We start from the raw sequence: 20,322 nt of genomic DNA on the forward strand, positions 1-20,322 counted from the left end.
GAAAAGCGCTTGACAGGCGGGAACAAAACAGGAACATTGTCCTCGTCACCGGAACAACCGGTGGGCCATAGGTGTTTTCCCGTAGAATTGCCCAGGCTGTCAACAGCTTTGTCGACAGGCCCGGGACAGGAGATACTCGGATGTTCGCACTGTTCCTGACTGCCGTTTCCGCCCTCGCCGCAATTGCGGCAGTGGCCCTGCTCGTCGATGGCGGACTGCGTTGGTGGTCCGCTTTCGGCCAGCTGCGGCATCGCCTCCAGCTCCCCACGGAAGCACAGGTCTGCGAAAGCGGAATGCGCCCGGCGCTTGCCCACGGCGGCTTTACCCGCCCCGGCCGCGTAGCTGCGGTTACGCGCCAGACGGTTCGGCGCGCCGCCTGATCCGCGCATAGCGGATCAGCGTGAACGGCAGCAGCGCCAGGTAACCGATCCCGATCACGCTCAGCGTCCACCACGGTTCTGAAAGCAGCGCCGCGAATACCAGGCCGATAAAGGCCAGCACCCACAAGCGAATGCCCCGACGCGGACGAAGCGATGCCCAGCTGGGTGTCGCCATGCTCGAAATCATCAGGAGTGCGACGGCCAGCACCCACGGCCCCACCACGATCGGCTCGCGGAAAATGTCGAGCCCCGTGGCCGACCACAGGAAGAACGGCATGAAGGCCAGCCCTGCCCCCATCGGCGCAGGGACGCCGGTGAGGAAGCCCAGCGATTTGTGCGGCTGGTGCTCCATGTCGATCTGCGCGTTGAAGCGCGCAAGCCGCAGGGCGCAGCAGATGGCCAGCGCCAAAGCGGCAAACCAGCCCCAGCGCGGTTCGGCCGACAGCGACCAGAGATAGATGATGATCGCCGGCGCCGTGCCGAAGCTCAGCGAATCGGCAAGACTGTCGAGTTCCGCCCCGAAGCGCGACTGGGCTTTCAGGAGGCGCGCGATGCGACCGTCCATCCCGTCGAGGATACCGGCCACGATAATCGCGACTGCCGCAGCGGCCCACTGGTCGGAAATGGCGAAGCGGATGCCAGTAAGGCCCGAACACAGCGCCGCAGCGGTAATCGCATTGGGAGCCATCGCCCGCAGCGACAGCCCGCGCGAACGGCCCATCAAGGGCTTCTCGTCCTCGGCCGACTTGGGGCCGAGGCGCGCACGCTCCTCGAAATCGCCGTGTGGTCCGGCCGGGGGCAAGCTCATTGCGACACTCCTTCACGCAGGGGCTGCTTGCCCAGTTCGGCAATGACAGTCTCGCCGGCCACTACCCGCTGCCCCAGCATCACGCGAGAGCCGGTGCCTGCTGGCAGGTAGACGTCGACGCGGCTGCCAAAGCGGATCAGCCCCACTCTTTGCCCAACGCCCAGAGTGTCGCCCGGCTTCACGAACGGCACGATACGGCGCGCGATGAGCCCTGCAATCTGCGTGAAACCGATCTGCACGCCGTCACTGCGCTCTACTAAGATGTGCTGGCGCTCGTTGTCCTCGCTCGCCTTGTCGAGTTCCGCATTGAGGAACTGGCCCGGAATATAGACGACGCGCTGCACCATCCCCGCAATCGGCGTGCGGTTGATGTGCACGTCGAACACCGACATGAAAATCGAGATGCGCGTGACCGGCTCTTCGCCAAGGCCGCGCGTGCCGCTGCCGTCGGCTATCACCAGTTCGCGCGGCGGAGCGACCTCGGCGATCTGCACGATCTTGCCGTCTGCGGGCGAAACGATCGAGGTTTCGTCCTGCGGGACGACGCGTTCGGGATCGCGGAAGAACGCGAAGACGCCCAGCGAAAGGAACGCCATCGGCCATGCCAGCGTCTCCCACGCAAATAGCGCAAAGACGAGCGAGATGCCCAGCGCCGCGATGCCGAACTTGCGTCCTTCGGGATGGATCGCGGGCAGCCCCCACTGCGCCTCGCCGCGACCCCGGCTGTCGAGTAGATCACCTGCCATAGCCTTGGCCTAGGCGCTGACGGCGCGCCTCACAAGTCGCTCAGCCCACCTTGCGCACGAAAACCGTGCCTGCGGAATAGCCTGCGCCGAAGCTGCAGATGAGGCCCGGGTCGCCTGCGGCAAGGTCGTCACTGTGCAGGTGGAAGGCGATGATCGAGCCGGCGCTGGAGGTATTTCCGTAGGTATCGAGCACGGTCGGGCTCTCGTCCTCGTTCGCCTCGTGGCCCAGCACCTTGTGCGCGATCAGGCGGTTCATGCCCGTGTTCGCCTGGTGCAACCACATCCGGCGAAGCGCCTTGGGATCGATGTCGAGCCGCTCCGCTTCTTCGCAGATCATCTGCGCGACCATGGGCACGACTTCCTTGAAGACCTTGCGCCCTTCCTGGACGAACAGCTTGTCCGGCCCGCCCGCGTCTTCCGGATAAGCGCGGTTGAGGAAGCCGAAATTATTGCGGATGTTGTTGGAGAAGACCGTCTTCAGCTTGGTTCCGAGGATGTCCCAGTGCTGTGCCGGGGCGATGGCCGCATCTTCCACCAGCACGGCGGTCGCCACGTCGCCGAAGATGAAGTGGCTGTCACGGTCGCGCCAGTTGAGGTGGCCGCTGGTGATCTCGGGACTGACGACAAGCACGCTTTTCGCATTGCCCGCACGGATATAATCGGCGGCGGTCTGGATACCGAAGGTCGCGGACGAGCAGGCGACATTCATGTCGAAGCCGAAGCCGTCGATGCCCAGCTCCTTCTGGATCTCGATCGCCATCGCCGGATAGGGCCGTTCCATGTTGGAGGCGGCGCACAGGACCGCATCGACATCCGCAGGGTCGCGGCCCGCGCGTTCGAGCGCCTGCCGAGCGGCCTTGACACCGATCTCGGCCAGGATCGAAACTTCCTCGTTGGAACGCTGCGGCCAGCGCGGCGCCATGATGTCGGGATCGAGAACCGGCGCTTTCGCCATGACGTGACGGGCCTTGATCCCGCTCGCCTTCTCGATGAACTCGACCGAGCTTTCCGCCAGCGGCTCCATCTCGCCCGCCGCGATCGCGTCGGCATTGGCGGCATTGTGGCGGCGCACATACTCGTTGAAGCTGGCGACCAGCTCTTCGTTTGTGATGCTTTCGTCGGGCGTGAACAGACCGGTCGAGGAAATGACGGGCCGGCCGGTCATCTGGGGATGCTGTGTCATGCGGGCGTGACTAGGCGCGAGGCCGACCGCCTGCAAGAGAGTTGCTGTTCGAAATGCATGAGGGAACCCGGTGGTGGACAGGGCTGGATTCGAACCAGCGTACGCTTGCGCGGGCAGATTTACAGTCTGCTGCCTTTAACCACTCGGCCACCTGTCCACACGGGCTCGCCTGCTATCTCGTATAGAGATAAAACGTGCGGAACCGCTTGGGGTCCCGCGCCGAGAGGCGCCCCTTTGGCGAAGCGGCGCTTGCCTGTCAATGGCCTCGCTGGCAGGAGCGGCCCCGAAGACGAATTACAGGATGGATTTGATGGCAAAGGGCGAACGCAAACGCGCATTGAGGGGCCGTGCAGGCCGCATGAAGGGCGGGCGTGGTAGCGGCCGGGCCAGCGCGGGCGCGGTGCGCCTGTGGGGGCGCCACGCGGTCGAGGCCGCGCTCAAGAACCCCGACCGCGTGCACCGCAAGCTGTGGGCGACGCGCGAAGGCATCGAATCGCTCGACGGCGAACTGCCGGCCGATTTCCCGGTCGAATATGCCGACGTGGCCGACCTTGCCCGCCTGGTGGCCAAGGACGCCCCGCACCAGGGGCTGGTGCTCGAATGCATGGCGCTGGAAGACCGCTTCCTCGACGAAGTGCTGGACGGCGATCCGGCGCGCCCCATCGTGGTGCTCGACCAGGTTACCGACCCGCACAACGTCGGGGCGATCATGCGCTCGGCCGTGGCGTTCGGTGCGGCCGCGCTGGTGACGCAAGACCGTCACGCCCCGCCCGAAGGCGGCGTGATCGGCAAGACTGCATCAGGTGCGCTCGAAACGCTTCCGTGGATCCGCGTGGTCAATCTCGCCCGCGCGCTGGAGGAGATGGCGGAGGCCGGATACTGGCGCATCGGCCTCACCGGTCACACCGATACGACGCTGGCCGAAGCCCTGCCCGCTGGCCCGGTTGCCATCGTGCTGGGCGCGGAGGGCGACGGGATGCGGCACAATATCCAGACGCATTGCGACGCTCTCGCCAAGCTGCCGATCTCGTCCGAGATCGAGAGCCTTAACGTTTCCAACGCCGCTGCCGTGGCACTCTATGCGGTAGCTACCCGAAGCTGATTCTCGAAACGGGGGGAATATGACGAAACCGATCCGCACCGCGGCGCTTGCCGCTGCCAGTTCGCTTGCCCTGACGGGCTGCCTGCTTTCGCCGGGCACCTTCACCAGCGAACTCCACATGATGAAGGACGGCAGCTTCGCCTATTCCTATGACGGCGAAATCCAGATGCTGGCGCTCAGCAAGCTGGCCGAGATGGGCGCGAAGGGTGACGACACCTTCAAGGCGGAGTGCATCGACGAGGAAACCTACGAGGAACGCGAATGCTCGCTGGCGGAAGTCAGCGAACAGCGGGCCGAATGGCAGGCCGGGGCGAGCGAACGCCGCGCCGAGGCGGAGCGCAAGGCCGAACAGGCCAAGCAAATGCTGGGCGGTTTCGACCCGTCCGATCCCGAAGCGGCGAACAAGCTGGCCGAAACTCTCGAACGCCAGCGCGGCTGGGAGAAGGTCGACTACATGGGCGACGGCATCTTCGACGTCGATTTCCGCGTGTCGGGCCGGATGACCCACGACTTTGCCTTTCCCATGGTCGAAAAGATGCCGATGGCGAACATGTTCGTCACCATGATGCTGCGCGATGGCGGGCAGGTCCGCGTGGATGCGCCCGGCTTTGCCGCACAGGGCGGCGGCAATCCGATGCAGGGCATGATGGCCGGCATGATGGGGCTGGCGTCGCTCGGCCTTGAGGAGGGTAAGGCCGAGGGCGCCAAGATGCCGCGTATCGTGCTGCCGAAGGGGACCTTCACCATCGTCACCGATGGCCGCATCCTTGCCAACAACACCGACGAAGGGCCGGTCGCCAATGCGCGCGGACAGGCGCTGGTCTGGGAAATCGACCAGCAGACCGAACAAGCCCCGACCGCACTGATCGCATTCGACTGAGCCGCGTTTCCGCCAAAGAAAAGCCCCGCAGCCCACCAGGGCCGCAGGGCTGTTTTGTCTCCACCGAAATGGCGGAGAAACCGTCTTAGTTGACGGCGTCCTTGAGACCCTTGCCGGCCTTGAACTTCGGCTGGTTCGATGCCTTGATCGTCATCGGCTCGCCGGTGCGGGGGTTGCGACCGGTGGATGCCTTGCGCTTGGCGACCGAGAACGTGCCGAAGCCGACCAGGCGGACTTCGTCGCCGTTCGAAAGCGACTTGGTGATTGCGTCGAACACGCCTTCGACGGCGCTCGAGGCGTCGCTCTTCGAAAGGCCGCTCGAATCCGCAACCGCGCTGATCAGGTCGTTCTTGTTCATTTTAGTGGAAACCCCCTCATTGGTGTTTTGAAATAGTGCCGGTGACTCGGGGCCACCGAAGGGCTGGGAATTGAGAGACTTTTCCCCCCGCTGTCAAAGGCAAATTCGGCTAAAAAGTGCGGTTTTTGGCCTGCGAATTCGATTTCTGCGACGAACCGTTGCGAGCGTCTGTCCCACAACGGGAAAGGCGCCCGGACACGGGTCCGGACGCCTCTCCGAGTCGCTGCAGTGCAACTTATCCTTTGTTAGTGGGCCGTCGGCGAAGGTGATCCGCCCGCTGCGGGATGGCCCGGCTGGCTGGCGATGTCGTCGGCTTCGGTCCATTCGATCGGGGCCGGCAGCGCGGTCAGCGCGTGCTTCAGCACCTCGTCGACATGGCTCACCGCGACGATTTCGAGGCCTTCCTTCACATTGGCCGGAATCTCCGCCAGGTCCTTGACGTTCTCTTCCGGGATGAGGACCTTCTTGATCCCGCCGCGCAGGGCCGCGAGCAGTTTTTCCTTCAGCCCGCCGATCGCCAGAACGCGGCCGCGCAGCGTGACTTCGCCGGTCATCGCCACGTCCGCCCGCACCGGAACGCCCGACAGGGTCGAGACGATCGAGGTGACCATGCCCACGCCCGCGCTCGGACCATCCTTGGGCACCGCGCCTTCGGGCAGGTGGATGTGGATGTTCTTGCGCTGGAAGATGCTGGGCTTGATGCCATAGGCAGGCGCCCGCGCCTTCACGAAGCTGAAGGCCGCCGCGACGCTTTCGTTCATGACCTCGCCCAGCTTGCCGGTGGTCTTGATCTCGCCCTTGCCCGGCGTGGTGACGCTTTCGATGGTCAGCAGTTCGCCGCCCACTTCCGTCCAGGCAAGACCGGTCACGGCCCCCACCTGCGGCTCGTCTTCGCTCATGCCGTGCTTGAACTTGCGCACGCCGGCGAAGTCGCTGAGGTTTTCCGGCGTGATCGTGACGCTGGTCGCCTTGCCTTCGAGGATCTGGCGCAGGCTCTTGCGAGCGAGGCGCGCGAGCTCACGCTCCAACGTGCGGACGCCGGCTTCGCGGGTGTAATAGCGGATCAGGTCGCGCAGCGCGTCCCGCGTCAGCTCGAACTCGCCTTTCTTGAGGCCATGGTCCTTCACCTGTTTGGGCAGCAGGTGCCGCGTCGCGATCTCGACCTTCTCGTCTTCCGTGTAGCCTTCGAGCCGGATGATCTCCATGCGGTCGAGCAGCGGCTGCGGAAGGTTCAGGCTGTTCGCAGTCGTCACGAACATGATGTCCGACAGGTCGAGGTCGAGTTCGAGGTAGTGGTCTTGGAACTTGTTGTTCTGTTCGGGGTCGAGCACCTCCAGCAGCGCCGAGGCCGGATCGCCGCGGAAGTCCTGTCCCAGCTTGTCGATCTCGTCGAGCAGGAACAACGGGTTCGACTTGCCAGCCTTCTTGAGGTTGGTGACGATCTTGCCCGGCAGCGAGCCGATGTAGGTGCGGCGGTGGCCGCGGATTTCCGCCTCGTCACGCACGCCGCCCAGCGACTGGCGCACGAATTCGCGGCCCGTCGCCTTGGCGATCGACTTGCCGAGGCTGGTCTTGCCGACACCGGGCGGGCCGACGAGGCACAGGATCGGCCCCTTCAGCTTGCGGGTGCGCGCCTGCACGGCGAGGTATTCGATGATGCGGTCCTTGACCTTTTCGAGGCCGTAGTGGTCGGCATCGAGGATTTCCTGCGCCTTGCCGATGTCCTTCTTGACCTTGCTCTTCTTGCCCCAGGGCAGGCCGAGCAGCACGTCGAGATAGTTGCGGATGACAGTCGCTTCCGCGCTCATCGGCTGCATGGTGCGCAGCTTCTTGAGCTCGCTCTCGGCCTTTTCGCGCGCTTCCTTCGACAGCTTGGTCTTGGCGATCTTCTCGGTCAGTTCGGCAATCTCGTTGCCGCCGTCCTCGTCGTCGCCGCCCAGCTCGTTCTGGATCGCCTTCAATTGTTCGTTGAGGTAATATTCGCGCTGCGTCTTCTCCATCTGCCGCTTCACGCGGCCACGGATGCGGCGCTCGACCTGCAGGACCGAAAGTTCGCCTTCCATGAAGGACATGACCATTTCGAGCCGCTTCAGCGGATCGGGCTCGACCAGCAGCGACTGCTTGTCGGACACCTTAGCATTGATGGCAGCGGCGATCGTGTCGGCCAGCTCGCCGGCATCGTCGATTTCGCGCAGCTGTTCGGCCGCGTCGTCGCCGACCTTCTTGTTGAGCTTGGCATATTCGGCGAACTGGTCGACGACCTGCCGCATCATGGCGGTTACTTCGCTGCCCGAAGCGGTCGGCTCGTCGATGATCGCGACATCGGCGATCACGTAATCGCCTTCTTCGCGCAAGGTGTCGAGCTTCGCGCGCTCCTGCCCTTCGACCAGCACGCGCACCGTGCCGTCGGGAAGCTTAAGCAGCTGGAGGACCTGCGCCACGACGCCGAGGTCGTAGAGGTCGCTGCCTTCCGGGTCGTCGCAGCCCGGATCGAGCTGCGAGAGGAGGAAGATGTCCTTCGATCCTTCCATCGCCGCTTCGAGCGCCGCGACCGACTTGTCGCGTCCCACGAAGAGCGGGACGACCATGCCGGGAAAGACGACAATGTCGCGCAGGGGAAGGAGGGGAAAACTCTTGGTCATATTCATGCGTCCGTTTGCGGTCCCATCGGTTCAGCAGGACCGTGCTTGGAGCTGAATATGGGTGCGCCCCCCGCGCTTCGCAACGCGGGGGGCGCAACATCTTGGGGATTGGCGGGCAGCGGGGCCCGCAGGCCGGTGCCGGCGCGATTACATTCCGGGCAGGTTGAAGCCCGGGGGCAGGCCCATACCGCTCTGGATGGCCTGCATTTCCTCGGCAGACTTGCGGTCGGCCTTGTCGCGCGCATCGTTGAAGGCAGCCGTGACGAGGTCTTCCACGATCTGCTTTTCTTCCGGCTTCATCAGGCTTTCGTCGATCTGGACGCCGATGATCCGGCCACGCGCGGTGGCGCGAACCTTGACCAGGCCGCCACCGGCAGTGCCTTCGACTTCGATATTGTCGAGCTTGGCCTGTGCTTCGCCCATCTGGGTCTGGATCGTCTCGGCCGCCTTCTGGGCGGCGGCGATCATTTCTTCCATCGATTTCATGCGTTTCTGCTCCAGGGTATTTCGCGCCGCATCGGGGGGAGTTCGGCGCCGTCTTCAATCAGTTCGGCATCGGGAAATGCCGCGAAAGTGGCCTTTACCAGCGGGTGTTCGCGCAGTTTCACCTTCGCTTCCTCGCGCGCCGCCTTGTCGCGTTCGACCAGCGACGGCTGCGCCTTGGCGGGATCGCCCGCTTCGAGCAGCCAGCGTTCGCCGCTGACGGCATAGAGCGCGTCCTTGAGCACCGGCTCGATCGCATCGCTGAAATTGTCGGGGCGGTCGTAGACCAGCTTGCCCTGTTCGACCGAAATCGGGCGAATTTGCAGCCGCATGATGCTCGCAGCCTGCAGGTGCCCGGCATGGTCGACCTTCTCGACCAGTTCTTCCCAGTCGAGCGCGGCAGTCGGCGCAGCTGCGCCCGCCCCGCCTTCCGACGGTGCGGCCGGTGCCGGACCGCGCTGTGCCAGTTCGTCCAGCTTCTTCGCCAGCTTGCCAGGATCGGGCAGGTGGGAAGCGTGCAGTACGCGCAGCAATGCCATGCGCGCGGAAACCAGCGGATCGGGTGCCTGCCGGACCTCGTCATGGCCCTTGAGCAACAATTGCCATAGGCGGTGGACCTGGCCGACCTCGAGCCGCTGGGCCCAGTCCTGCAACTGCTCGCGCTCTTCGACGGTTGGCGCATCCGCTTCGCCCGCGACCTGCGCCAGCGCGATGCGGTGGGTGATGTCCATGAGCGAGCGCATCAGTGCAAGCGGTTCGACCCCCAGCGCATACTGGTCGTCCACCGCGGTCAGAGCGGCCTTGGCTTCGCCTTCGAGCAGGTGCGCGAACAGCTTGCGCTGCGCCCCGCGGTCGGCAAGGCCGAGCATGTCGCGCACGCGTTCCGCAGTGACGCGGCCGCCGGTATCCATGTCGGCGTGGGCAATCGCCTGGTCGAGGATGGACAGCCCGTCGCGCACCGAACCTTCGGCGGCATTGGCGATGATGTGCAGCGCTTCGCCGTCGGCCTCGACGCCTTCCTTGCGGCAGATCTCCGCGAAATGCGCCTCGAGCAGTTCCACCGGGATACGGCGCAAGTCGAAACGCTGCGTGCGGCTGAGGACAGTGACCGGCAGCTTGTCCACTTCAGTCGTGGCGAAGAGGAACTTCACATGCGCAGGCGGTTCCTCAAGAGTCTTCAGCAAGGCGTTGAAAGCATTGCGCGACAGCATGTGGACTTCGTCGATGATGTAAATCTTGTAGCGCGCGGAGACAGCGGCATAGCGCACCGCCTCGATGATCTCGCGCACGTCGTCGACGCCGGTGTGCGAGGCGGCGTCCATCTCGATCACGTCGATATGGCGGCCTTCCGCGATGGCGCGGCAGGGTTCGCATTCGCCGCAGGGGCTGATCGTCGGACCGCCCTGCCCGTCCGGCCCGATGCAGTTCAGCGCCTTGGCGATGAGGCGCGCGGTCGAGGTCTTCCCGACCCCGCGCACGCCGGTCATCAGGAAGGCGTGGGCCAGCCGGTCGCGCGCGATCGCATTGGCCAGCGTGCGGACCATCGCGTCCTGGCCGATGAGTTCGGCAAAGGTCTGCGGGCGGTACTTGCGTGCCAGCACGCGGTAGGGCTGCGAGGCGGCAGGCGCTTCGGCGGCCTTTGGCGCTTCCTCCGCTGCTTTGGGTTCTGCTGAGGGCTCGGGCGCCGGAGCGGGCGCCGGCGGTTCGGCAGGCGCGCCGAACATCGATTCCTGCCCTGCCGCCTCTAGCTCGGCAGCGCTCGGTGCGGCCTCTTCGGCCTCGCTTTCCCAAGGGAGCGAGTCGGTATTCTCCGGTGAATCACCCATGCATGACTAGGTAGGCACTGGCGCGCCAAATGTCACACCGTGAGCAATGCGAATTGTGGGTGAAAAAGGAGCCGGCCGACCCGCCGCAATCCACCTGGGCTGCTTCCTTCCGGACCTGACCCGGTGAGCGAACGCAAACGTCCGACCGACTCCCGGAGGCGCATATGGCAACGAGGACGCCCCGATGCAAGCCAAGATACGGCCGACTAGTCGATGTCGATGCCCAGCCGCTCCGCCTCGGCGATCATCGCTGCGTTGATACGGCGGTGGCGGTTGTAGCTCGCCTTGGTCGCAGCGATCCCGCTCTCAAGCATGGTCCGGTAGCCGGTGCAGGCGCGGGCACCGTCATTTTCCTCCAGCCCCTTGAAGCTGTTTTCCAGGCTACCGATCATGCCCATCAGGTCGGCCTCGTAGTCGAATTCGACAACGTCGTCGGCTTGCCGGGTCAATTCATAAAAGTCTTCATCGGAAATCTTGCCCGAGGCGAGCAACATCCAGCCGAGCCAGGTTCCCAGCCGCTGTTCGTATTGCTCCTGGGCATCATAGGGCATGTCGCCCGAGATCAGTGATTCCGCGTAGGGACCGGCGACCTCGGTGGAGCCTGCCGCCGCGAACCTTGCGACGACTTCGGGATCGGCGCAGTCGAAGCGGGCAAGGTATTCGGTTTCGCTGGCAGGCGGGCCGGGATCGACCGGCCGCGGCGAGCCGGGTTCGAGTTCGCCCCCCACCTCGCGCTGGTAGAGGGCAAGCATGTCCGCTTCCCCGCAGTCGACCGAATATTTGTCGAACGTATCGAAGCGGAAGACGAGCATTCGCTCACTCCCGTCGACAATTTCGGTCTTTTCGAAGGCCAGGGCCGACCATCCCGGACTGGTGCCGAACATGGTATCCTCGCGCTGCTCCCAGCCGTTCGCGGCGAGCGTCTTGGCAAGCGCCACGCGCCAGTCTTCCATGTGGTCGCCGTATTCCAGTTCGCTTTCCCAGCTCAGTCCGGCAAGCCGCCCCGACCATGGCGTGTAGACGCCCGAACCGGAGGAGAAAGGCGCCCGCGCTTCGCCCGGAGACTCGAACAAGGCCAGAGCAGAGGCCGCCTGCTCTTCTTCGGTCTTGTCGAGCGCGAAGCCATTGGAAGCCGGTGCAGGACAGAGGCTATCGATCCAAGCCGCCGAAACCTGCGGCGCCGATTGTGCGAGCGCAGGTGCCGGCACCAATGCACTCACGCCCAAGGCGAAGGTGCCTGCGATACGGGCCGCAATACCGGCCCGGCGAAATGGTGATGTCATGCAGTACGATCCCTCGGCCAGCACGATGCCGGCCCCGGTGCGATCATCTGCCAAAGAAGCGCAAACCCGCCAAGCGGTTTCGCGTGCCCCTGACCTTAACGGAAATTGTCGGCGTAGGCCTGCAGCTTGAGGCTCTTGGGCGGCGTTGCGTGAACGCGGGCGACAATCCCGTATTTTCCGGCATAGACCTTGGCCGCATCCTTCGTCGGGAACGTCAGCTGCACCTGCACCTGCGTGTCGCCGCTGCCGGTCCAGCCCATCAGGGGGTCAGCCTTGCGCGCTTCGGACTGCTCGAATTCGAGCACCCACTCGTCGGTCCGGGCCTTGCCGGACTGCATCGCGTTTTTCGGTCGCTGGTAGATTCGTGCCGCCATAGTGGCCGCTCCCCTAATTCAGCCCTCGCTTTTTGAAAAGGCGTTCTTGGTCTTCAAACTCGGCTTTTCGGTCCACGGTTCCTCCGGCCAGCGGTGCTTGGGATAGCGGCCCCTCATATCCTTGCGCACGTCCGCCCAGCTGCCGCGCCAGAAGCCCGGCAGGTCGCGCGTGGCCTGTATGGGGCGGCCTGCGGGACTGGTCAGCTTGAGCAGCAGCGGCGTGTCGCCGACCATCGGATGACGCTCGAGGCCGAACAGCGCCTGCACCCGGACTTCGGTACAAGGCGCATCGTCGCCGGTGTAGTCGATGGCGTGGGTGGTGCCGGCAGGCGAGGTGAATTCGCGCGGCGCTTCCCTGTCGAGGCGCTGGCGCTCGTCCCAGTCGAGAAGACCGAGCAAGGCATCGACCAGCCTGCCCTTGGGAATGTCGAGATCGCGGCGCCCCGCCAGCAGCGGTGCGAGCCAGAGGTCGGCCTGCCCGGCCAGCGACGCGGGGTCCAAGGCCTTGATCCCGGCATAGCGGGCCCGTGCCGCCAGTTCGCGCGGGACCAGCTTTCCCGCGTCTTCCAACGCTTTTTCCAGAAGGCTGTCCACAATCGCCGCCTCGTCGGGCGCAGGATCGGGGCCGGTGGCAAGTGTTATCGCGCCAAGCCTGCGTTCGATCCGCGCCTCGATCCGGTTGCCGTTCCAGCGGGCGACCGATTTGCGCTCGATCCGCTCGGGCAACCAGCGTTCGAGTTCCCTTTCGTCGACCGCGATGGCCGCAGTGATCCGCGCGCCCTTCGCCTGCCCTTGCGCATCGCCGATGACGAGGAAATCCGCCCGGGCGAACGGGGATGCCGGGTCGAGCGCGAAGCCGCGACCTCCCGCCGCGATCCAGCTTTCGCCGGACCCGTCGCGGCGCTTGACGATGAATTCCGGCCTGCCTGCAGCCAGCAGGATGGCGAGCGGGACAACCTCGCGCCGATGCTCGCCGACCAGTTCGCGGGCACGTTCCGCCCAGCGCGCGGCTAGCTTGCGGCTTGCATCGGCGCGGCCGGAGCGGTCGGTGTTCCAGCGCGAAAGTCGCGCTTCGAGGTCATCGCCGCGTCCGCCCAGCCCGCGTTCCTGCAACAGCAGGGCGAGCCGCGCCGCCTCGCCCTCGCAGCCGTGCTCCGCCCCGAAGAGCAGCATGGCGGCAGAGGCCGGGTCGAGCGGGAGCGCGGCCATCTGCTGCCCACGCGCCGTGATCTTCCCGTCACCGTCCAAAGCGCCGAGCTCCTTCAACGTCACCCTCGCCGCGGCGACAGAGGGCGCGGGGGGCACGTCGAGCCACGGCAGCGATGCAGGATCGCTCGACCCCCATTTCGCCAGCGTCAGCACCAGCGGGGCGAGGTCCGACGTTGCCATTTCCGGAGGGTCGAATGCGGGACGCCCCGCATGGCCACCCTCTTCCCACAGGCGATAGGCGACACCCGGCCCTTGCCGCGCCGCGCGGCCTGCGCGCTGTACTGCGGCGGCCTGGCTCGCGCGGTGAGTGACGAGGTGCGTGGTCCCCGCAGCCCGGTCGAATTCCGCACGGCGTAAAAGGCCTGAATCGACAACGACGGATACCCCGTCGAGCGTCAGCGATGTCTCCGCAATCGCGGTGGCAAGCACGATGCGTCGGCGCCCCTCGGGATCGCGGCGGATTGCGGCGCGCTGTTCGGCGGGCTGGACCTGCCCGTGCAACGGCAGGACCAGTGCGGAGGGGAGCCGGACTTCCAGCCGTTCCCGCGTGCGTTCGATTTCCCCCACGCCCGGCAGGAAGGCGAGGATATCCCCCTCCTCCTCGCGCCAGGCCTGCGAGATCGCTGCCGCCATGGCGTCTTCGACCCGTTCCTGCGGGGAAGAGCCGAGCCAGACGGTCCGCAGCGGGTAGGCCCGCCCCTCGCTCTCGACGACCGGCGTGCCGTCGCCGACCAGCGCGGCGAACCGCGCACCATCGATCGTCGCCGACATGACCAGCACGCGCAAATCCTCGCGCAGTACGGCGCGGCTTTCCAGCGCGAGCGCAAGGCCGAGATCGCTGTCGAGATGCCGCTCGTGCGCCTCGTCGAACAGCACGGCCGAAACGCCGGAGAGCTCGGGATCGTCGAGGATCATGTTGACGAAGATCGCCTCCGTCACGACCAGCACGCGGGTCGTGGAGCTGCGCTTGCTGTCGAGGCGCGTCAGGTAGCCGATCGTCTGGCCTGCCTTCTCGCCCAGCAATTCGGCCATGCGTTCAGCCGCTGCACGCGCGGCAACGCGGCGGGGCGAGGTCAGGATGACTGTCCCCTCGCACCAGTCCTCGCCCAGCAGGGCGGGCGCCACGACAGTCGTTTTGCCCGCCCCCGGCGGAGCGACGAGCACGGCACCGGTGCCGCTGCGCAGTGCCGCGAGCAGGTCCGGCAAGACAGCATGGATGGGAAGATCGTCAGCCACGAAGCGGCTCTTTGCACAGCGGCGGGTTTTGTGCAGCCCTTCCCGCCCGCTTTTTCTCACATGGGGTTGAAATCCTTGAGGAACACCAAGGCGTTTGGAGAAATGGCGCAAATGCTGGTATTTCCCCCGCTCCTTGCTCTTTCATTCGGGTGGAGGGGGTGAGGTGGTCCCGGGGATTGATCAGCGCAAAAGCGCACGGCGGGACACCGATAAAGCAAGGGAGAAAACCATGAAGAAGATGATGACCGCCCTGGCGGCATTTACCCTCGTGGCGGGGGCAACCGCCTGTTCCGAAACTGCGGATACGGAGGCGGCCAGCACGGAAGCAGGCTCCATCGCCGGCGAATGGAAGGCCGATATCGAATCGGCCAGTTTCGAAAACGACAACCGCGACTGGGTGCTCGCCGACGGGCAGTACCAGTGCAACAGCTGCCTGCCGCCCTACGGCTTCGCCGCCGATGGCAAGTGGCAGACGGTCGACCGTCCCGGCACGGACAGCCAGATGATCGAGGTGGTCGACGAACGCACAGTCAAGTTCTCCAGCCGCTTCAAGGGCGAGGACACCGGCAGTTCGACGATGACCATCAGCGAAGACGGGCAGACCGCAACGGTCGAATGGACCGACCTGTCCGGCGACACTCCGGTCAACGGCAAGTCGACCTTCACGCGCACCGCAGCCGGTCCGGAGGGCTCGCACGCCATGTCGGGCAAGTGGACGACGGCAGCCATCGATTCCATCGACGAGGCCGGCCTCAAGTTCACCTTCGCGCTCGACGGCGATACGCTGAGCAACAGCGGCAATGGCAGCAGCTGGACCGCAACGCTCGGCGGTGAACCGGTGGCGATCGAAGGTGACAATTCGGGCACCATGGTCGCGGTCGAGAAGACCGGCGACAACAGCTACCGCGAAACCTATTCGCGTGACGGTGAAACGCTTTCCGTCACCGAACTGACGGTCGAGGGCGACAAGCTCAAGGGCGTGAGCACGGATTCGCGCGACGGCAGCAAGGTGACCTGGACCGCAACGCGCCAGTAAGCCTTAGGGCCTGTAAACGAAGCCCCGGCCCTGCATTGCGCAGTGCCGGGGTTTTGCTTGGGATCAGTAGCCGCGCGACACGGCGAAGAGGGCCGCCTGCGTCATGGCCTGGCGCGCCTTGCCGTCGGGGAAGATCGAGAGCGCGTCGATCGCGCGCTGGGCAAAGTGCCGCGCCCGCGCCTTGGTGTCGGCCACGGCATTGTGGCTATCGATCAGGCGGATCGCCTCTTCAAGATCGGCATCGCTGGTCCGGAAACCGCCGATGGCAGCCTTCCAGAAAGTGCGTTCCTCCTCGTTGCCGCGCGCATAGGCGAGGATGACCGGCAGGGTCATCTTGCCTTCGCGGAAGTCGTCGCCGCGATCCTTGCCCATCTGCGCCGCATCGGCATCGTAATCGAGCGCGTCGTCGACCAGCTGGAAGGCAACGCCGAGGTTGCGGCCGTATTCGTCGAGCGCGCGTTCCTCTTCCTCGTTGCACTCCGCCACCACGGCGGCGATCCGGCTGGCGGCCGCAAACAGCGCCGCGGTCTTGGCACGGATGATGTGGAGGTAGCGTTCTTCCGAAGTGTCGATCTTGCGCTGGGCAGTAAGCTGGTCGACCTCGCCTTCCGCGATGATCGCCGAGGCGCCCGACAGGATCCTGAGCACCTTCAGGCTGCCGTCCTCGGTCATCAGTTCGAAGCTGCGGCTGAACAGGAAATCGCCCACCAGCACGGTCGCCGGATTCCCGAAGATGATGTTGGCCGCCGCCTTGCCGCGGCGCAGGTCGCTGCCGTCGACCACGTCGTCGTGCAGCAGCGTGGCGGTGTGGATGAATTCAACCGCCGCAGCCAGCTTGTAGTGGCGCGTGCCGCTGTATCCGACCAGTTCCGCCCCGGCGAGCGTAAGCATGGGGCGCAGGCGCTTGCCCCCGCCCGAAATCAGGTGGCCGGCCAGCGCCGGGATGAGGGGCACTTCGCTCTGCATCCGGTCGAGGATGACCTGGTTGACTTGGTTCATGCCCGACGCGGTCAGCGCCAGCATAGGCTCGATCGAGGGCTCGGGCCCTTTGCGCGGGAGAGGTACGACGTCGGCTGTCATTTCGGCTTGGCCATGGTCTGCACTTGCTTTCTTGGCAAGCGGGGAATTGATGATAGCGTGCTTCACATGACCAACGCGCCAGCCCAAGATCCGGTCCTCGCCGGGTATCGCAAGAGCATCGACAACATCGACGCGGCCATCGTGCACATGCTTGCCGAGCGGTTCCGCATCACGCAGGCCGTCGGCGCATACAAGGCCAAGGCAACGCTGCCTGCGGCCGACCTCTCGCGCGAACAGGAACAGATCGCGCGCCTGCGCAGGCTGGCCGAGGAAAGCGAGCTGGACCCCGAATTCAGCGAGAAGTTCCTGCGCTTCATCATCGACGAGGTGATCCGTCACCACGAACGGGCGCGCGAGGCTTAGCCTCCGGCGCGCGGCAGGGTGAGGCTGACCAGCAGCCCGCCCAAATCCTCGCTTTCGCCGAGTTCGACCGATCCGCCGTAAATTTCGGCGACATCGCGCACGATGGCAAGGCCAAGGCCCGTGCCCGGCTTGCCCGTGTCGAGCCGTGCGCCGCGGTCGAAGATACGGGTTCGCTCGCTCGCCGGGATGCCCTCGCCGTCATCCTCGACCCAGATGGTGCAGTCCTTGGCCTCGCGGTCGGCATCGATGGTGACGAAGACGCTGCCGCCGCCGTATTTCGCCGCGTTCTCGATCAGGTTTCCGAGAATTTCGTCGAGGTCCTGCCGCTCGATCGACACGGCGGCCTGCCTGTTGCCGTCCACGTCGAAGCGCGTGTCCTCGTAGATGCGCGTGACTGCCCGCAGCACGCTTTCCGCGCTCGGCCATACATCGGCGCGCGAATGGCCCGACGCCCTGCGGCCCACTGCCCGTGCACGCGCAAGGTGATGCTCGACGTGACGCTGCATCGTCTTGGTCTCGCGGAAGACGAGGTCGGACAATTGCGGATCGTTGGCCGTCGCGGCATTGGTCAGCACGGTCAGCGGGGTTTTCAACGCGTGGGCAAGGTTGCCCGCATGCATCCGCGCCTCTTCAGCCTGTTTCTCGCTATGAGCGAGCAAGCCGTTGATTTCTTCCACCAGCGGTTCGACTTCCAGCGGCAGCGGTTCGGTAATCCGGTTCGCCCCTTCGGAACGCATGGACTGGATGGCCGCTCGCACGCGGCGTAGCGGCGAAAGGCCGTAATAGCTCTGCAGCGCGGCCATGATGAGAAGGCCCAGGGCAAGCGCGGCAAAGCTCCACACGAGGATGGAGCGGATGCGCGAGATCTGGAAATCCAGCTCCTCGCGCGCCGAGGCAACGGCGAAGGTCCAGCGCGCATCGCTGTCGGGCAGGATGACGCTGCGCTCGACGATGCGCAGGGGTTCGCCTGCAAACTGGTAGCTGTCGTAGAAATGCGGATCGTCGTCGAAATGGTCCTGACGCAGCTTGAGCGGACTGTCCCACAGCGAACGGGACAGCGAGGGTTCGAGCGAATCCGAGGTGTAGCCTTCCTGCCCTTCCGCGCTGATCTGGTAGTAGAGCCCGCTGTTGGGTTCGAGGAAGCGCGGCTCGCCGACCGGGCGATTGAAGTAGATTTCACCGTCCGGGCCGACTTCGGCCACCACCAGCATGGCGTTGAGGAGATATTCCAGCTGGTCGTCGAAATTCTTCTCGACCATGCGCGTCAGCGTGCGGTCGAGCGCGAAGCCGCCGCCCAGCAACAGCACCGCGATCCACACCGCGGCGATCGCCATCATGCGCTTGGCAAGGCTGCGGCGGGGCGTACCGGCCGGAACCGTCACCGCCCCGCCGTCGGGCGCAGGCGTATCAGCGGGCGGGGTCACCGCCGCGCGACGCGCCTCGGCAGCCGGAGTATCCTCAGGCCCGGGGTGCGTCTGCGGGGTCGTCGAGGCTGTACCCAAGTCCACGGATGGTCGTGATCACTTCCGCGCCCAGCTTCTTGCGGATGCGCGTGACGAAGACCTCGATCGTGTTGGAATCGCGGTCGAAATCCTGATCGTAGATGTGCTCGATCAGTTCGGTGCGGCTGACCACCTTGCCCTTGTGGTGCATGAGGTAGCTCAGCAGCTTGTATTCCTGCGCGGTCAGCTTGACCGGCTCGCCTGCCAACGTGACGCGGCCCGAACGCGTGTCGAGACGCACCTGCCCTGCGGTCAGTTCGCTGGAAGTATTGCCCGAAGCGCGGCGGATCAACGCGCGCAGGCGAGCGATCAGTTCTTCGGTCTGGAACGGCTTGGCGAGGTAATCGTCGGCGCCTGCATCGAGGCCGGCAACCTTGTCCGACCAGCTGTCACGCGCGGTCAGGACCAGCACGGGGAACTTGCGGCCTTCCTTGCGCCACATGCCCAGCACGGTCAGCCCGTCGATTTCGGGCAGGCCGAGATCGAGGATGACGGCATCGTAATCCTCGGTCGAGCCGAGGAAATGGCCGTCCTCGCCATCGGTCGACAGATCGACCGCATAGCCGTTCTGTTCGAGGGTGGTTTTGAGCTGGAGGCCGAGCGTGGGCTCGTCCTCGACAATCAGGATCCGCATGAATTTCCGTCCTTGTAACCTTTGTGACGCGTGTCGTTCATGTAGATGAACGCGTCAAGATGAACGGAGTTTCTCCGACGGTCAGTTGCTGCGCCGGATTACCCGGCCGGTGCGCGCATCGACATCCACGAACAGCACGCGGCCGTTGCGGATGAACTTGAGGCGATAGGCCACGGCCACGCTGTCATAGGCGGGGCCGAGATATTCGGCATCACCCATGGTCGGCAGGATACGCGCCTCGATCTGGCGAAGCGAAAGCGTGCGGCCCGCGCTCATTTCCTTGCGTGCTTCGCCCTGGTCGGAACGGCTCTGCGCCGCGAGCGGAGCTGCGGCAATCGGGCCGGCGACGAGGCCAACGGCGAGCATGGAGGAGAGCAGGCGTTTCATGGTGTCTGTGTGACTAATCGCGATCCATTGAACAAGGTGTGAATACCGCCTTTCGCGCCCGTTCAGCGGGTCATCTCGTATTTCACCAGCACCGAAACGCCCGTCCCGACCTCGCCCGGCTCGATCTGGGTCGTCGCATCGGCCGAGACGGAAGTGACCGCGATAGCGCCCTCGCCGCGCATCATCGGGCCATAGCTCTGGTAGCTTTCCGACACTTCGAGCAGGCGCACGCCGGAATAGCCGCTCATGCGAGCATATTCCTCAGCCATTGCGCGCCCGCTGGCGAAAGCCGCCTTGCGCGCGGCCTGCTTCGCTTCCTTGTCGTCCTCCAGCATAAAGTTCGGGCCGTAAATGTTGTTCGCGCCCGCGCCGACCAGCGCGTCGAGCACTTCGCCTGCACGCTTCAGGTCGCGCAACTTCACATTGAGCTGGTTGGTCACGTCATAACCGACGAAGGTCGGCTGGCGGCCATCGTTGTTGTACTGGTATTGGGCGTTCAAATTGAAGTTCGAGGTCTGGATGTCCTTGCGCGCAATGCCGAGCGAACGGAGTTTGTCGATCAGCCGCTCCATCTGCTGCGCGTTGAGGCGCACGGCTTCCTGCGCGGTGGCGGCCCGCGTGGTCACCCCTGCCCCGACCTGCGCCACATCGGGCGCCGTCCGCACCACCTCGGCAACATTGAGTTCCACTACCGGACCGGTGGCGGCAATCTGGATCTCGGCACCCAGGGCAGGTGAAGCGGCGGCAATCGCGGCGATGGCGGCAGCGGTAACGGTAATGCGGGACATGGCGTAACTCCTTAAACCTCGG

The 20,322-nt window shown here is 65.2% G+C and carries 20 protein-coding genes, 1 tRNA gene and 1 other RNA gene; 5 read left to right on the forward strand and 17 right to left on the reverse strand.

Going from position 1 to position 20,322, the window contains the following annotated elements; genetic code table 11:
• Positions 1-140: 140 nt before the first annotated feature.
• On the forward strand, positions 141-380 hold the full coding sequence (locus GRI42_RS06465) for a hypothetical protein (RefSeq protein ID WP_160607495.1): 240 nt from the start codon (positions 141-143) through the stop codon (positions 378-380).
• On the opposite strand, the gene GRI42_RS06470 is transcribed toward GRI42_RS06465, so the two are convergent.
• The 4 genes from GRI42_RS06470 to GRI42_RS06485 all read right to left on the reverse strand — a co-directional run bounded on the left by GRI42_RS06470 (position 349) and on the right by GRI42_RS06485 (position 3,274).
• Positions 349-1,188 carry a CDP-alcohol phosphatidyltransferase family protein gene (locus GRI42_RS06470; RefSeq protein ID WP_160607496.1) on the reverse strand — a complete coding sequence of 280 codons (840 nt, stop codon included), beginning with the start codon at positions 1,186-1,188 and terminating at the stop codon, positions 349-351. The genes GRI42_RS06465 and GRI42_RS06470 overlap by 32 nt on opposite strands.
• A complete protein-coding gene (locus tag GRI42_RS06475; RefSeq protein WP_160607497.1) occupies positions 1,185-1,934 on the reverse strand; it encodes a phosphatidylserine decarboxylase in 750 nt (249 codons plus the stop codon). Before GRI42_RS06475 ends, GRI42_RS06470 begins: the two co-directional genes overlap by 4 nt.
• Before the next feature lie 40 nt (positions 1,935-1,974).
• The gene (locus GRI42_RS06480; protein WP_160607498.1) at positions 1,975-3,117 is read right to left on the reverse strand and encodes a beta-ketoacyl-ACP synthase III; all 1,143 of its coding nucleotides are present in this window, start codon (positions 3,115-3,117) and stop codon (positions 1,975-1,977) included.
• Positions 3,118-3,188: 71 nt separating this feature from the next.
• Positions 3,189-3,274 (reverse strand) — tRNA-Tyr (locus GRI42_RS06485).
• A 153-nt stretch (positions 3,275-3,427) separates the two neighbouring features.
• Here GRI42_RS06485 and rlmB point away from each other — a divergent pair.
• Entirely contained in the window at positions 3,428-4,219 is a 792-nt protein-coding gene (gene rlmB, locus GRI42_RS06490; protein ID WP_160607499.1) for a 23S rRNA (guanosine(2251)-2'-O)-methyltransferase RlmB, read from the forward strand.
• Positions 4,220-4,238: 19 nt separating this feature from the next.
• Positions 4,239-5,099 carry a hypothetical protein gene (locus tag GRI42_RS06495; RefSeq protein WP_160607500.1) on the forward strand — a complete coding sequence of 287 codons (861 nt, stop codon included), beginning with the start codon at positions 4,239-4,241 and terminating at the stop codon, positions 5,097-5,099.
• A gap of 85 nt (positions 5,100-5,184) precedes the next feature.
• Here GRI42_RS06495 and GRI42_RS06500 read toward each other — a convergent pair whose 3' ends face one another.
• The 8 genes from GRI42_RS06500 to hrpB all read right to left on the reverse strand — a co-directional run bounded on the left by GRI42_RS06500 (position 5,185) and on the right by hrpB (position 14,510).
• Complete coding sequence (locus tag GRI42_RS06500; protein WP_061922727.1) at positions 5,185-5,457, reverse strand: HU family DNA-binding protein; 273 nt, start codon at positions 5,455-5,457, stop codon at positions 5,185-5,187.
• Between the two features lie 245 nt (positions 5,458-5,702).
• The gene (gene lon, locus GRI42_RS06505; RefSeq protein ID WP_160607501.1) at positions 5,703-8,099 is read right to left on the reverse strand and encodes an endopeptidase La; all 2,397 of its coding nucleotides are present in this window, start codon (positions 8,097-8,099) and stop codon (positions 5,703-5,705) included.
• Positions 8,100-8,246: 147 nt separating this feature from the next.
• On the reverse strand, positions 8,247-8,585 hold the full coding sequence (locus tag GRI42_RS06510; RefSeq protein ID WP_160607502.1) for a YbaB/EbfC family nucleoid-associated protein: 339 nt from the start codon (positions 8,583-8,585) through the stop codon (positions 8,247-8,249).
• On the reverse strand, positions 8,582-10,408 hold the full coding sequence (locus tag GRI42_RS06515; RefSeq protein ID WP_160607503.1) for a DNA polymerase III subunit gamma/tau: 1,827 nt from the start codon (positions 10,406-10,408) through the stop codon (positions 8,582-8,584). Before GRI42_RS06515 ends, GRI42_RS06510 begins: the two co-directional genes overlap by 4 nt.
• 61 nt (positions 10,409-10,469) lie before the next feature.
• Positions 10,470-10,564: signal recognition particle sRNA small type (gene ffs, locus GRI42_RS06520), an RNA gene on the reverse strand.
• A gap of 50 nt (positions 10,565-10,614) precedes the next feature.
• Positions 10,615-11,691, reverse strand: a complete 1,077-nt coding sequence (locus GRI42_RS06525) for a hypothetical protein (protein WP_160607504.1) — start codon at positions 11,689-11,691, stop codon at positions 10,615-10,617.
• A gap of 95 nt (positions 11,692-11,786) precedes the next feature.
• Complete coding sequence (locus GRI42_RS06530) at positions 11,787-12,065, reverse strand: ETC complex I subunit (RefSeq protein ID WP_160607505.1); 279 nt, start codon at positions 12,063-12,065, stop codon at positions 11,787-11,789.
• 18 nt (positions 12,066-12,083) lie between these two features.
• On the reverse strand, positions 12,084-14,510 hold the full coding sequence (gene hrpB / locus GRI42_RS06535) for an ATP-dependent helicase HrpB (protein WP_160607506.1): 2,427 nt from the start codon (positions 14,508-14,510) through the stop codon (positions 12,084-12,086).
• A 229-nt stretch (positions 14,511-14,739) separates the two neighbouring features.
• On the opposite strand from hrpB, the gene GRI42_RS06540 reads away from it, so the two are divergent.
• A complete protein-coding gene (locus GRI42_RS06540; RefSeq protein ID WP_160607507.1) occupies positions 14,740-15,546 on the forward strand; it encodes a hypothetical protein in 807 nt (268 codons plus the stop codon).
• 63 nt (positions 15,547-15,609) lie between these two features.
• Here the strand turns inward: GRI42_RS06540 and GRI42_RS06545 are convergent, their stop codons facing one another.
• Positions 15,610-16,626 carry a polyprenyl synthetase family protein gene (locus GRI42_RS06545; RefSeq protein WP_160607508.1) on the reverse strand — a complete coding sequence of 339 codons (1,017 nt, stop codon included), beginning with the start codon at positions 16,624-16,626 and terminating at the stop codon, positions 15,610-15,612.
• Between the two features lie 66 nt (positions 16,627-16,692).
• Here GRI42_RS06545 and GRI42_RS06550 point away from each other — a divergent pair, with 66 nt between their 5' ends.
• Complete coding sequence (locus tag GRI42_RS06550; RefSeq protein ID WP_160607509.1) at positions 16,693-16,989, forward strand: chorismate mutase; 297 nt, start codon at positions 16,693-16,695, stop codon at positions 16,987-16,989.
• Here GRI42_RS06550 and GRI42_RS06555 read toward each other — a convergent pair.
• The 4 genes from GRI42_RS06555 to GRI42_RS06570 form a co-directional block, all read right to left on the reverse strand.
• A complete protein-coding gene (locus tag GRI42_RS06555) occupies positions 16,986-18,326 on the reverse strand; it encodes a sensor histidine kinase (protein ID WP_160609109.1) in 1,341 nt (446 codons plus the stop codon). The genes GRI42_RS06550 and GRI42_RS06555 overlap by 4 nt on opposite strands.
• A gap of 121 nt (positions 18,327-18,447) precedes the next feature.
• Positions 18,448-19,125 (reverse strand): response regulator transcription factor, encoded by a 678-nt coding sequence (locus GRI42_RS06560; RefSeq protein ID WP_160607510.1) that lies wholly within the window; start codon positions 19,123-19,125, stop codon positions 18,448-18,450.
• A gap of 81 nt (positions 19,126-19,206) precedes the next feature.
• Positions 19,207-19,512: a PepSY domain-containing protein gene (locus tag GRI42_RS06565; RefSeq protein WP_160607511.1), complete on the reverse strand. Its 306-nt coding sequence runs from the start codon at positions 19,510-19,512 to the stop codon at positions 19,207-19,209.
• Positions 19,513-19,574: 62 nt separating this feature from the next.
• The gene (locus GRI42_RS06570; RefSeq protein ID WP_160607512.1) at positions 19,575-20,300 is read right to left on the reverse strand and encodes an SIMPL domain-containing protein; all 726 of its coding nucleotides are present in this window, start codon (positions 20,298-20,300) and stop codon (positions 19,575-19,577) included.
• Positions 20,301-20,322 lie beyond the last annotated feature (22 nt).

The sequence above is a fragment of the Qipengyuania gaetbuli genome (assembly GCF_009827315.1).
Classification (GTDB): domain Bacteria; phylum Pseudomonadota; class Alphaproteobacteria; order Sphingomonadales; family Sphingomonadaceae; genus Qipengyuania; species Qipengyuania gaetbuli.